23 protein-coding genes are annotated in these 12133 nt (G+C 35.7%); all 23 read left to right on the top strand.

Annotation, left to right across the window (positions count from 1 at the left end; translation table 11 throughout):
- Window positions 1–65: 65 nt before the first annotated feature.
- The 23 genes from rpsL (at window position 66) to rpmD (ending at window position 12133) form a co-directional block, all read left to right on the top strand.
- The gene (gene rpsL / locus AC8GF4_RS14360) at window positions 66–449 is read left to right on the top strand and encodes a 30S ribosomal protein S12 (RefSeq protein ID WP_007136570.1); all 384 of its coding nucleotides are present in this window, start codon (window positions 66–68) and stop codon (window positions 447–449) included.
- Between the two features lie 119 nt (window positions 450–568).
- Window positions 569–1045, top strand: a complete 477-nt coding sequence (gene rpsG / locus AC8GF4_RS14355; RefSeq protein WP_143391055.1) for a 30S ribosomal protein S7 — start codon at window positions 569–571, stop codon at window positions 1043–1045.
- A gap of 11 nt (window positions 1046–1056) precedes the next feature.
- Complete coding sequence (gene fusA / locus AC8GF4_RS14350; RefSeq protein WP_506595607.1) at window positions 1057–3213, top strand: elongation factor G; 2157 nt, start codon at window positions 1057–1059, stop codon at window positions 3211–3213.
- A gap of 11 nt (window positions 3214–3224) precedes the next feature.
- The gene (gene rpsJ, locus AC8GF4_RS14345) at window positions 3225–3530 is read left to right on the top strand and encodes a 30S ribosomal protein S10 (RefSeq protein ID WP_011963470.1); all 306 of its coding nucleotides are present in this window, start codon (window positions 3225–3227) and stop codon (window positions 3528–3530) included.
- Between the two features lie 155 nt (window positions 3531–3685).
- Window positions 3686–4303: a 50S ribosomal protein L3 gene (rplC, locus tag AC8GF4_RS14340; RefSeq protein WP_066081043.1), complete on the top strand. Its 618-nt coding sequence runs from the start codon at window positions 3686–3688 to the stop codon at window positions 4301–4303.
- Window positions 4303–4932, top strand: coding sequence for a 50S ribosomal protein L4 (rplD, locus tag AC8GF4_RS14335; RefSeq protein WP_116761843.1), 630 nt, complete (start codon window positions 4303–4305; stop codon window positions 4930–4932). Before rplC ends, rplD begins: the two co-directional genes overlap by 1 nt.
- 6 nt (window positions 4933–4938) lie before the next feature.
- A complete protein-coding gene (gene rplW, locus AC8GF4_RS14330) occupies window positions 4939–5229 on the top strand; it encodes a 50S ribosomal protein L23 (RefSeq protein ID WP_269223826.1) in 291 nt (96 codons plus the stop codon).
- Between the two features lie 6 nt (window positions 5230–5235).
- Window positions 5236–6060 (top strand): 50S ribosomal protein L2, encoded by an 825-nt coding sequence (gene rplB / locus AC8GF4_RS14325; protein WP_035668122.1) that lies wholly within the window; start codon window positions 5236–5238, stop codon window positions 6058–6060.
- A gap of 6 nt (window positions 6061–6066) precedes the next feature.
- Window positions 6067–6345 (top strand): 30S ribosomal protein S19, encoded by a 279-nt coding sequence (gene rpsS / locus AC8GF4_RS14320; RefSeq protein WP_007136562.1) that lies wholly within the window; start codon window positions 6067–6069, stop codon window positions 6343–6345.
- Between the two features lie 6 nt (window positions 6346–6351).
- Complete coding sequence (gene rplV / locus AC8GF4_RS14315) at window positions 6352–6765, top strand: 50S ribosomal protein L22 (protein WP_035668120.1); 414 nt, start codon at window positions 6352–6354, stop codon at window positions 6763–6765.
- Window positions 6766–6770: 5 nt separating this feature from the next.
- Window positions 6771–7526 (top strand): 30S ribosomal protein S3, encoded by a 756-nt coding sequence (gene rpsC, locus AC8GF4_RS14310; RefSeq protein WP_264566654.1) that lies wholly within the window; start codon window positions 6771–6773, stop codon window positions 7524–7526.
- An 18-nt stretch (window positions 7527–7544) separates the two neighbouring features.
- On the top strand, window positions 7545–7970 hold the full coding sequence (rplP, locus tag AC8GF4_RS14305) for a 50S ribosomal protein L16 (protein WP_007803637.1): 426 nt from the start codon (window positions 7545–7547) through the stop codon (window positions 7968–7970).
- Window positions 7971–7983: 13 nt separating this feature from the next.
- Entirely contained in the window at window positions 7984–8181 is a 198-nt protein-coding gene (gene rpmC, locus AC8GF4_RS14300) for a 50S ribosomal protein L29 (RefSeq protein ID WP_506595606.1), read from the top strand.
- An 11-nt stretch (window positions 8182–8192) separates the two neighbouring features.
- Window positions 8193–8453 (top strand): 30S ribosomal protein S17, encoded by a 261-nt coding sequence (gene rpsQ / locus AC8GF4_RS14295; protein ID WP_026707010.1) that lies wholly within the window; start codon window positions 8193–8195, stop codon window positions 8451–8453.
- Window positions 8454–8455: 2 nt separating this feature from the next.
- Window positions 8456–8824: a 50S ribosomal protein L14 gene (gene rplN / locus AC8GF4_RS14290; protein WP_026717863.1), complete on the top strand. Its 369-nt coding sequence runs from the start codon at window positions 8456–8458 to the stop codon at window positions 8822–8824.
- A gap of 12 nt (window positions 8825–8836) precedes the next feature.
- Complete coding sequence (rplX, locus tag AC8GF4_RS14285; RefSeq protein WP_506595605.1) at window positions 8837–9151, top strand: 50S ribosomal protein L24; 315 nt, start codon at window positions 8837–8839, stop codon at window positions 9149–9151.
- A 2-nt stretch (window positions 9152–9153) separates the two neighbouring features.
- Complete coding sequence (rplE, locus tag AC8GF4_RS14280; RefSeq protein WP_506595604.1) at window positions 9154–9705, top strand: 50S ribosomal protein L5; 552 nt, start codon at window positions 9154–9156, stop codon at window positions 9703–9705.
- Window positions 9706–9708: 3 nt separating this feature from the next.
- On the top strand, window positions 9709–9978 hold the full coding sequence (gene rpsN / locus AC8GF4_RS14275) for a 30S ribosomal protein S14 (protein ID WP_438066432.1): 270 nt from the start codon (window positions 9709–9711) through the stop codon (window positions 9976–9978).
- A gap of 103 nt (window positions 9979–10081) precedes the next feature.
- Window positions 10082–10480, top strand: a complete 399-nt coding sequence (gene rpsH, locus AC8GF4_RS14270; RefSeq protein ID WP_506595603.1) for a 30S ribosomal protein S8 — start codon at window positions 10082–10084, stop codon at window positions 10478–10480.
- Window positions 10481–10499: 19 nt separating this feature from the next.
- Window positions 10500–11042, top strand: coding sequence for a 50S ribosomal protein L6 (gene rplF / locus AC8GF4_RS14265; protein ID WP_506595602.1), 543 nt, complete (start codon window positions 10500–10502; stop codon window positions 11040–11042).
- Between the two features lie 11 nt (window positions 11043–11053).
- Entirely contained in the window at window positions 11054–11404 is a 351-nt protein-coding gene (gene rplR / locus AC8GF4_RS14260; protein ID WP_116761858.1) for a 50S ribosomal protein L18, read from the top strand.
- A 6-nt stretch (window positions 11405–11410) separates the two neighbouring features.
- On the top strand, window positions 11411–11938 hold the full coding sequence (gene rpsE, locus AC8GF4_RS14255; protein WP_035668102.1) for a 30S ribosomal protein S5: 528 nt from the start codon (window positions 11411–11413) through the stop codon (window positions 11936–11938).
- 12 nt (window positions 11939–11950) lie between these two features.
- Window positions 11951–12133, top strand: coding sequence for a 50S ribosomal protein L30 (gene rpmD, locus AC8GF4_RS14250; protein WP_027310825.1), 183 nt, complete (start codon window positions 11951–11953; stop codon window positions 12131–12133).

Raw genomic sequence — 12133 nt, 5'->3', positions numbered from 1 at the left:
TTTATACATTTGCAACCCCGTAAAAAGCGGGAATTTAATATAATAAGAAATTTTTAGTATTAATTATGCCAACAATTCAACAATTAGTAAGAACAGGAAGAACTCAGATAACTAAGAAGAGTAAATCGGTTGCTTTAGATTCTTGTCCTCAAAGAAGAGGGGTTTGTACGCGTGTTTACACTACAACACCAAAAAAACCAAACTCTGCAATGCGTAAAGTAGCGCGTGTACGTTTGACAAATGGTAATGAAGTAAATGCCTATATCCCTGGTGAAGGACACAATTTACAAGAGCACTCGATAGTATTAGTTAGGGGTGGAAGGGTAAAAGATTTGCCAGGAGTAAGATATCACATCGTTCGTGGTGCGCTTGATACATCAGGAGTAGCAGGAAGAACGCAAAGAAGATCTAAGTACGGAGCAAAACGCCCAAAAGAAGCAAAAAAGTAATTTAAAACGTTAAGCGTTAGAGGTTAGAAGTTAAGGGTTAGAAGTTGGATACGTAAGTTGATGGCCTATAACGCATAGCATTTAGCGGATAATTTTTAACCTTTTATTAAAAAAAAGACATGAGAAAAAGAGCGGCAAAGAAAAGACCACTTTTACCAGATCCAAGGTTTAATGACCAATTGGTAACACGTTTTGTGAACAACTTAATGTGGGATGGTAAGAAATCAACAGCTTTTAAAGTTTTTTATGATGCAATTGACATTATAGAAACTAAAAAGCAAGATGCAGAAAAACCTTCATTAGAAATCTGGAAAGATGCTTTAACAAACGTTATGCCTCACGTAGAAGTACGTAGTCGTAGAGTAGGTGGAGCTACATTTCAAATTCCAATGCAGATTAGACCAGACAGAAAAATTTCTATGGCTATGAAATGGTTGATTCTTTATTCAAGAAGAAGAAACGAAAAATCAATGGCACAAAGATTGGCTTCAGAATGTTTAGCTGCGGCTAAAGAAGAAGGAGCTGCTGTTAAGAAAAGAATGGATACTCACAAAATGGCAGAAGCTAATAAAGCATTCTCTCACTTTAGATTTTAATTCTTAAAGAAATGGCTAGAGAACTTAAATATACGAGAAACATAGGAATTGCTGCTCACATTGATGCTGGTAAAACAACAACAACTGAGCGTATATTATTCTATACAGGAAAATCACACAAAATTGGTGAAGTACACGATGGTGCTGCAACAATGGACTGGATGGCACAAGAGCAAGAAAGAGGTATTACAATTACTTCTGCTGCGACAACTTGTGAATGGAATTTTCCAACTACTCAAGGTAAAATTTTACCTGAAACATTGCCTTATCACTTTAATATTATTGATACTCCAGGACACGTTGACTTTACAGTTGAAGTAAACCGTTCTTTGCGTGTACTTGATGGTTTGGTTTTCTTATTTAGTGCTGTTGATGGTGTTGAGCCGCAATCAGAAACTAACTGGAGATTGGCAGATCAATACAGAGTTCCGCGTATTGGTTTTGTTAATAAAATGGACAGACAAGGTTCTAACTTTTTGATGGTTTGTCAACAAGTAAGAGATATGTTGAAGTCAAATGCAGTAGCGATCACTTTGCCAATTGGTGAGGAGAATGATTTCAAAGGTGTTGTGGATTTAGTTAGAAACCAAGCTATTGTTTGGGATGATGCTGGTATGGGAGCTACTTACGAGGTTGTGCCAATTCCAGAGGACATGCTTGACGAGGTAAAAGAATACAGATCGATTCTTATTGAGGCAGTAGCTGACTATGATGAGAATTTGCTTGAAAAATTCATGGAAGATGAAAACTCTATTACAGAGGAAGAAATCAACATTGCATTAAGAGCAGCTGTAATGGACATGGCTATCATTCCTATGATTGCTGGTTCTTCTTTTAAAAACAAAGGGGTTCAATTCATGTTAGATGCGGTATGTAAATATTTACCGTCTCCAATGGATAAAGAAGGTATTGAAGGGATTCATCCTGATGATGCTGAATTATTAGAAGAGGATCAAACTAAAATATTGCGTAAGCCAGATGTTAAAGAGCCATTCGCTGCTTTAGCTTTTAAAATTGCTACTGACCCATTCGTAGGTCGTTTGGCTTTCTTCCGTGCTTACTCAGGACGTTTAGATGCAGGTTCTTATGTTTTGAACACTCGTTCAGGAAATAAAGAAAGAATTTCTCGAATCTATCAAATGCATGCTAACAAACAGAACCCAATCGATTACATTGAGGCAGGTGATATTGGAGCAGCAGTTGGATTTAAAGATATCAAAACTGGAGATACATTGTGTGATGAAAAACACCCAATCATTCTTGAGTCAATGAGATTTCCAGCGCCAGTAATTGGTATTGCTATTGAGCCTAAAACTAAAGCTGACGTAGATAAAATGGGTATGGCTTTGGCTAAATTGGCTGAAGAGGATCCTACGTTTACTGTTAGAACAGATGAAGCTTCAGGTCAAACTATTATCTCGGGTATGGGTGAGCTTCACTTGGATATCTTAGTAGATAGAATGAGACGTGAGTTTAAAGTTGAAGTGAACCAAGGTGAGCCTCAAGTTGAATACAAAGAAGCTTTTACTAAATCAGCTCAACACAGAGAAACATACAAGAAACAATCTGGAGGTCGTGGTAAATTCGGTGATATCGTATTTAAATTAGAGCCTGCTGATGAAGTTGACGGTAAAGCTGCTGTTGGTCTACAGTTTATAAATGCTGTAAAAGGTGGTAACGTTCCTAAAGAATATATTCCATCTGTAGAAAAAGGTTTCCGCGAAGCTATGAAAACTGGTCCTTTAGCAGGATACCAAGTGGATAGTTTGAAAGTAACTTTATTAGACGGATCTTTCCACCCTGTGGATTCTGATGCACTTTCTTTTGAACTTGCGGCAAGAATGGGGTATAGAGAGGTTGCTAAAGCTGCTGGTGCAGTTATATTAGAGCCAATCATGAAAATGGAAGTGATTACACCAGAAGAAAACATGGGGGATATCGTAGGTGATATTAACCGTCGTAGAGGTCAGGTGAATGACATGGGAGATAGAGCTGGTGCTAAAACTATTAAGGCTGATGTGCCATTATCAGAAATGTTTGGATATGTTACGACATTAAGAACGCTTTCATCTGGTAGAGCAACATCAACAATGGAATTTTCACACTACGCTGAAACACCTTCTAATATTTCAGAAGCAGTTATCAAAAAAGCAAAAGGAAACGCATAATCTTTAAGAAAATGAGTCAAAAAATCAGAATAAAATTAAAATCTTACGATCACATGTTGGTAGACAAGTCTGCTGAGAAGATTGTAAAAACGGTAAAAAGCACCGGTGCAGTTGTTACAGGACCAATTCCATTGCCAACACACAAAAAACTTTTTACAGTTCTACGTTCTCCACACGTTAACAAAAAAGCGAGAGAGCAATTTGAAGTTATGTCATACAAGAGATTAATTGACATTTATTCATCTTCATCGAAAACTATTGATGCTTTAATGAAACTTGAATTGCCAAGTGGAGTTGAAGTTGAAATCAAAGTTTAGTTACTTTAAGAGTAAAAAGGAACGCTGTTTTTAAGTAAAAAATATTTTTTTGGTTTGTATGCAAATAAGTTATACATTTGCACCCACTTAAAAAAATAGGATTTGCTTAAAAGCTGCGTTCTATATTTATATTTAATAATTAATAATTAATATTTATGTCTGGGTTAATTGGTAGAAAAATCGGCATGACTAGTATTTTTGATGAAAACGGGAAGAATATTCCTTGTACAGTAATTGAAGCTGGTCCATGCGTTGTTACCCAAGTCAGAACCAAAGGTGTTGACGGGTATGAAGCGTTGCAACTTGGTTTCGATGACAAAAACGAGAAACATTCCACGAAAGCGGCTTTAGGTCACTTTAAAAAAGCGGGAACTGTAGCTAAGAAAAAAGTCGTTGAATTCCAAGATTTCGCAACAGAACAAAAATTAGGAGATCTTATTGATGTTTCTATTTTTGCTGAAGGAGAATTTGTAGATGTACAAGGTGTGTCTAAAGGTAAAGGTTTTCAAGGGGTTGTAAAACGCCACGGTTTTGGTGGTGTTGGTCAAGCAACTCACGGTCAACACAACCGTTTAAGAGCGCCAGGTTCTGTAGGAGCTTCTTCTTATCCATCTAGAGTATTCAAAGGAATGCGTATGGCTGGACGTATGGGAGGAGATAATGTAAAAGTTCAAAACCTTAGAGTTTTAAAAGTAGTTGCTGAAAAGAATCTACTTGTTATAAAAGGATGTGTTCCTGGATGTAACAACTCTTATGTAATCATTCAGAAGTAATGGAAGTAAAAGTATTAGATTTCAACGGAAAAGATACTGGTAGAAAAGTTCAACTTTCTGATTCAGTATATGCAATTGAGCCAAACAATCACGCAGTATATCTTGATGTAAAGCAATATCTTGCTAATCAAAGACAAGGAACGCACAAAGCTAAAGAAAGAGCTGAAGTAGCGGGAAGTACACGTAAGATTAAAAAACAAAAAGGTACAGGTACTGCTCGTGCGGGTAGTGCAAAAAATCCATTGTTTAAAGGTGGTGGAACAGTTTTTGGGCCAAGACCAAGAAGTTATTCATTTAAATTGAATAAAAGCTTAAAACGTCTTGCTAGAAAATCTGCTTTTTCAATTAAAGCAAAAGAGTCAAACATAATTGTACTTGAAGACTTTAATTTTGAAACACCAAACACTAAAAATTTCATTAACGTTTTGAAAGCTTTAGAGTTAGAAAATAAAAAATCACTGTTTGTGTTGGGTGATACGAATAAAAACGTATATTTGTCCTCACGAAATTTAAAGGCGGCTAATGTCGTAAGTAGTTATGAATTAAGTACTTACGCTATTTTAAATGCTAATAATTTAGTGCTTTTGGAGAGTTCTTTGGAAGTAATTGAAGAAAATTTAAGTAAATAATAGGATATGAGCATCATAATTAAACCTATAGTAACGGAAAAAGTAACCAAAGAAAGTGAAGTTTTAAACCGTTTTGGATTCGTTGTTAACAAAAAAGCAAACAAAGTGCAAATTAAGAAAGCTATTGAAGCTGCTTATGGAGTAACTATTTTGAGTGTTAACACAATGAATGTTAGACCAGACAGAACTACTAAATACACTAAAAGTGGTTTAATCAGTGGAAAGACAAATGCTATTAAAAAAGCAATTGTACAAGTACAAGAAGGAGAAACAATTGATTTTTACAACAATATCTAAGATAAAATGTCAGTAAGAAAATTAAAACCTATTACCCCAGGTCAGCGATTTAGAGTTGTGAATGGTTATGACGCCATTACAACTGATAAGCCGGAACGCTCTTTGATAGCGCCGATAAAAAACTCTGGAGGTAGAAATAGTCAAGGAAAGATGACCATGCGTTATACGGGTGGTGGTCACAAGCAGAGATATCGTATTATTGATTTCAAACGTACAAAAGAAGGAATTCCAGCTACAGTGAAATCAATCGAATACGATCCAAATCGTACTGCGTTTATTGCTTTATTAGCTTATGCTGATGGTGAGAAAACTTATGTTATTGCTCAAAACGGATTGAAAGTAGGTCAGAAATTAGTTTCTGGTCCAGAATCTCAACCGGAAATTGGTAATACATTACCTTTAAGTAGAGTTCCACTTGGAACTGTTATTTCTTGTATCGAATTGAGACCGGGTCAAGGAGCTGTAATCGCTCGTTCTGCTGGAACATTTGCTCAATTAATGGCAAGAGATGGAAAATATGCAACAATTAAAATGCCTTCTGGAGAAACAAGATTAATCTTGTTAACGTGTTCGGCTACAATTGGAGCGGTTTCTAATTCGGATCACCAATTAGTTGTGTCAGGAAAAGCTGGTAGAACAAGATGGTTAGGAAGAAGACCTAGAACAAGACCTGTTGCAATGAACCCTGTCGATCACCCAATGGGTGGTGGTGAAGGACGTTCTTCTGGTGGACATCCACGTTCAAGAAATGGAATACCAGCTAAAGGTTATAGAACTCGTTCTAAGAAAAACCCGAGTAATAAGTATATCGTAGAACGTAGAAAGAAATAATAAGATATGGCACGTTCATTAAAAAAAGGACCTTTCGTTCATTATAAGTTAGACAAGAAAGTTCAAGAAAACATTGCAGGTGGGAATAAAGGAGTTGTTAAGACATGGTCTAGAGCTTCTATGATTACTCCAGACTTTGTTGGGCAAACAATCGCAGTTCATAACGGTCGTCAATTTGTACCAGTTTACGTAACAGAAAACATGGTAGGTCACAAATTAGGAGAATTTTCACCAACTAGATCTTTTAGAGGTCATGCTGGAGCAAAAAATAAAGGTAAAAAATAAGAAGCAATGGGAGTTCGTAAAAGAGAAACAGCAGATGCGAGAAAAGAGGCAAATAAGTCTTTAGCTTTCGCAAAATTGAATAACTGCCCTACTTCACCTAGAAAAATGCGCTTAGTAGCGGACTTGGTAAGAGGTCAGAAGGTAGAAAGAGCACTAAACATCTTAAGATTTAGTTCTAAAGAAGCTTCAAGAAAATTAGAAAAATTGGTTTTATCTGTAATTGCCAACTGGCAAGCAAAAAACCCTGAAGCTAATATGGAAGAAGCTGGTTTATTTGTTAAGGAAATCCGTGTAGATGGTGGAATGATGTTGAAAAGACTTCGTCCAGCTCCACAAGGAAGAGCACACAGAATAAGAAAACGTTCCAATCACGTAACAATCGTGTTGGGAGCTATCAATAACACACAAAGCAATTCTTAAGCAGCATGGGACAAAAGACAAATCCAATTGGAAATAGACTTGGTATCATCAGAGGATGGGACTCAAACTGGTATGGTGGAAATGATTACGGTGATAAACTTGCCGAAGATTATAAAATCAGAAAGTATATCCACGCTCGTTTATCAAAAGCTAGTGTATCGAAAGTAATCATTGAGAGAACTTTGAAACTTGTAACCGTTACTATCACTACTGCTAGACCTGGTATAATTATCGGAAAAGGTGGGCAAGAGGTAGACAAGTTGAAAGAGGAACTTAAAAAAGTTACTGACAAAGAGGTTCAAATCAACATCTTTGAAATTAAAAGACCTGAACTTGACGCGTATCTAGTTGCTACAAGCATCTGTCGTCAAATCGAAAGCAGGATTTCTTACAGACGTGCAATCAAAATGGCTATTGCTGCTTCTATGCGTATGAACGCAGAAGGTATCAAAGTTTTGATTTCTGGTCGTTTGAATGGTGCTGAGATGGCTCGTTCAGAGGGTTTCAAAGAAGGTAGAATTCCTCTATCAACTTTCAGAGCCGATATTGATTATGCGCTTGCTGAAGCACATACTACTTATGGTAGAATGGGGATCAAAGTGTGGATCATGAAAGGTGAAGTTTATGGAAAGAGAGATCTTTCTCCACTTGCAGGAATGGACAAAAAACAACCTGGTGGTGGTAAAGGTGGTGATGCTCCTAGAGGAGATAGAAAGCCTTTTAATAAAGGTGGAAAACCAGACGCTCGTAAACGAAAGTAATTTTTAAACTAAAGAAAAATGTTACAGCCTAAAAGAACAAAATACCGTAAGGTACAAAAAGGTAAAATGAAAGGAAATTCTCAAAGAGGACATGAACTTTCTAATGGAATGTTTGGTATTAAATCTGTACATGAAGATGGAATGTTCTTAACCTCTCGTCAAATCGAAGCTGCGCGTATTGCTGCAACTCGTTTTATGAAAAGAGAAGGACAATTATGGATCAAAATATTTCCAGACAAACCTATCACTAAGAAACCTCTTGAGGTACGTATGGGTAAAGGTAAAGGTGCAGTTGAGTATTGGGCTGCCGTTGTTAAACCCGGAAGAATTATGTTTGAAGTTGGAGGTGTACCTTTGTCAGTTGCAAAAGAGGCGTTACGTCTTGCAGCTCAAAAACTTCCAGTAAAAACTAAATTCGTCGTTGCTAGAGATTTCGAAGCATAATCTATATTATATTATGAAACAATCAGAAATAAAAAATCTTTCTGCAGCGGAGTTGCAAGAAAAATTTAGCCAAACAAAGAAGGCTTATGCTGACTTAAAAATGGTTCATGCTATTTCACCAATTGAGAACCCACTTCAAATTAGAGGTGTAAGAAGAACAGTTGCAAGATTAGCTACCGAACTTACTAAAAGAGAGTTGCAATCATTGTAATCTGCTGAAAGATGGAAGAAAAAAGAAATTTAAGAAAAGAAAGAGTTGGTGTTGTAACTTCTAACAAAATGGATAAATCTATTGTTGTTGCACAAGTTACTAAAGTAAAACACCCATTATACGGTAAGTTCGTGTTGAAAACAAAGAAATTTGTTGCACATGACGAAACAAACGACTGTAACATAGGAGATACTGTAAGAATTAGCGAAACGCGTCCTTTGAGTAAATCAAAATGTTGGAGATTAGTTGAAATCCTAGAAAGAGCTAAATAATTATGGTACAACAAGAATCAAGACTAAAAGTAGCAGATAATACGGGAGCAAAAGAAGTTTTAACTATCCGTGTTTTAGGAGGTACCAAAAGAAGGTATGCCTCTGTTGGAGACAAGATTGTAGTTTCTATAAAAGATACAGCACCTAACGGAAGCGTTAAAAAAGGAGCTGTTTCAACTGCAGTTGTTGTACGTACCAAAAAAGAAGTGAGAAGAGCCGATGGTTCATACATTAGATTTGATGACAACGCATGTGTGTTATTAAATGCTGCTGGTGAAATGAGAGGAACTCGTGTTTTTGGGCCGGTAGCAAGAGAACTTCGTGAAAAACAATTCATGAAAATTGTATCATTAGCACCAGAAGTGCTTTAATTCGTTTTTAAGATGATAAAGCTAAAAATAAAAACTGGAGACATCGTAAGAGTAATTGCTGGAGACCATAAAGGTGAAGAAGGTAAAGTTTTACGTGTTTACCGTGAGAAAAACAAAGCAATTGTTGAAGGTGTAAACATGGTTTCAAAACATACGAAACCAAGTGCAAAAAGCCCTCAAGGTGGTATTGTAAAAAAGGAAGCTTCTATACAAATATCTAATATATCACTAATTGATCCTAAAACTAAGGAAACAACTAGAGTTGGTATCAGAGTTGAAGGAGATAAGAAAGTAAGATTTTCAAAAAAATCTAATCAAGTACTATAGTAATGGCATATATACCTAGACTAAAAGAAGAATATAAGAGTAGAGTTATCTCTGCTCTTAAAGAAGAATTCGGTTACACAAACGTAATGCAAGTTCCAAAATTGGAAAAAATCGTTTTGAGTAAAGGAGTTGGTGCAGCAGTGTCTGATAAAAAATTAATTGACTATGCAGTTGATGAGTTAACAAAGATCACTGGACAAAAAGCAATATCTACAATTTCAAAGAAAGACGTTGCGTCTTTTAAATTGAGAAAAGGGATGCCTATTGGAGCAAAAGTTACTTTGCGTGGAGAAAGAATGTATGAGTTTTTAGATAGACTTATAACTTCGTCTTTACCACGTGTTAGAGATTTCAGTGGTATCAAAGCTACTGGTTTTGACGGAAGAGGAAACTACAATCTTGGTGTTTTGGAGCAAATCATTTTCCCGGAAATTGATATTGACAAAGTAAACAAAATATCAGGTATGGACATTTCTTTTGTAACTACTGCAAAAACTGATAAAGAAGCAAAGTCATTGTTGGCTGAATTAGGTTTACCTTTTAAAAAGAATTAAGATATGGCTAAAGAATCAATGAAAGCCCGTGAGGTTAAGAGAGAAAAAACGGTTTTAAAGTATGCTGAGAAAAGAAAAGCTTTGTTAGAAGCTGGAGATTTCGTAGGTTTGCAAAAATTACCGAAAAATGCTTCGCCAGTTCGTTTGCACAATCGTTGTAAATTGACAGGTAGACCAAGAGGGTATATGCGTCAATTCGGTATTTCGCGTGTTACATTCCGTGAGATGGCTAATAATGGATTGATACCAGGTGTTAAAAAAGCATCTTGGTAGAAAAATATTCAGACGCGAGTAATCGCGTCTGATTTTCACATTTATAAACTGGTTTCAGGTTCGATTAAATTTAATCGAAAACCGTTACCGCAAATCAATACTTATGTATACAGATCCTATTGCAGATTATTTGACGAGAGTTAGAAACGCTGTGGCTGCAAACCACAAAGTTGTCGAAATTCCAGCATCTAATCTAAAAAAAGAAATAACAAAGATCTTATTTGATCAAGGTTATATCTTAAGTTACAAATTTGAAGACAACGCTGTTCAGGGTTCAATCAAAATCGCTTTGAAGTATGATAAAGATACTAAAGAGTCTGTAATTAAAGATATCCAAAGAATTAGTAAACCAGGTTTACGTAAATATTCTGGTTCTACAAAAATACCAAGAATCCTTAATGGATTAGGTATTGCTATTGTTTCTACGTCTAAAGGTCTAATGACTGGTAAGAAAGCTAGACAATTGAATGTTGGTGGCGAAGTAATTTGTTACGTATACTAATTTTAAAGACGAAAGTAAGATGTCAAGAATAGGTAAAAATCCTGTAACAATACCAGCTGGTGTAACTGTTTCAGTTGCTGAGAATATTATTACGGTAAAAGGAAAAAATGGTCAACTAACTCAGGAGTTTTCGGACGTAACTGTTAAAGTTGAAGGAGATCAAGTACTAGTGGAAAGATCTTCTGATCACAAAGATCAGAGAGCAAAACACGGTTTGTATAGATCTTTAATCAATAATATGATTATTGGAGTATCTGAAGGTTTTACAAAATCTTTAGAATTGGTAGGAGTTGGTTATAGAGCTTCAAATCAAGGACAAAAATTGGATTTAGCATTAGGTTTTTCACACAATATTATTTTAGAAGTTGCTCCAGAAGTAACACTAGAAACAATATCTGAAAAAGGTAAAAATCCAATCGTAAAATTAACATCATTTGACAAACAACTTTTAGGTCAAATTGCGGCAAAAATTAGAGGTTTCCGTAAGCCTGAGCCGTACAAAGGAAAAGGTGTTAAATTTGTAGGTGAAGTATTAAGAAGAAAAGCAGGTAAATCAGCTTAAAAAATAACATTATGTCATTAACAAAACCTGAAAGAAGACAAAGAATTAGATTCAGAATTAGAAAAACGATTAGTGGTACTGCTACAAATCCAAGACTATCTGTTTTTAGAAGTAACAAAGAAATTTATGCTCAATTAATTGATGATGTAAACGGAGTTACTTTATTGGCTGCTTCTTCAAGAGAAAAAGAAATAGGAAAAGGTACGAATATTGAAGTTGCAACTGCAGTTGGGAAACTTGTAGCAGAAAAAGCTTTAAAAGCCGGTATAGATGTTGTAACATTCGATAGAGGAGGTTATTTATATCACGGTCGTATTAAATCATTAGCAGAAGGCGCGAGAGCGGCTGGACTTAAATTCTAATATAGTATGTCTAATAGTAAATACAAGAATGTAGAGCTAGTAAAACCAAGTGGTCTTGAATTAAAAGATCGTTTGGTAAGTGTAAATCGTGTTACTAAAGTTACAAAAGGGGGTAGAGCTTTTGGTTTTTCTGCTATTGTAGTTGTAGGTGATGAAAATGGAGTGGTTGGACACGGATTAGGTAAATCTAAAGATGTTTCTGAAGCAATTGCGAAGGCAGTAGAAGACGCTAAGAAAAATTTAGTAAAAATTCCTTTGAATGGTCAATCAGTTCCTCACGAACAAAAAGGTAAATTTGGTGGTGCACGTGTATTCTTAATTCCTGCCTCTCATGGTACAGGAGTTATTGCCGGTGGAGCTGTTCGTTCAGTTCTTGAATCAGTAGGAATTCATGATGTATTATCTAAATCACAAGGATCTTCAAATCCTCACAACGTAGTTAAAGCAACTTTTGATGCTTTATTACAAATGAGAAGTGCTTATACTGTTGCAAAACAAAGAGGCGTTTCTTTAGAAAAAGTTTTTAAAGGTTAATTCAAGGAAATTATGGCTAAATTATTAGTAAAACAAGTTAGAAGCAAAATCAACTGTCCTCTTACTCAAAAAAGAGGTTTGGAAGCTTTAGGTCTACGTAAAATGGGACAAGTTGTAGAGCATGATTCAAATCCTACAATCCTTGGGATGATAAATAAAGTTAAACACTTAGTTTCTGTTGAAGAAGCTAAATAA

This window comes from Flavobacterium rarum (SeqCode), assembly GCF_965234445.1.
In the GTDB taxonomy this organism is placed as follows: domain Bacteria; phylum Bacteroidota; class Bacteroidia; order Flavobacteriales; family Flavobacteriaceae; genus Flavobacterium; species Flavobacterium rarum.
Note: the sequence above shows the minus strand (reverse complement) of the source record. Positions and strands in the feature narration are given on the sequence as shown.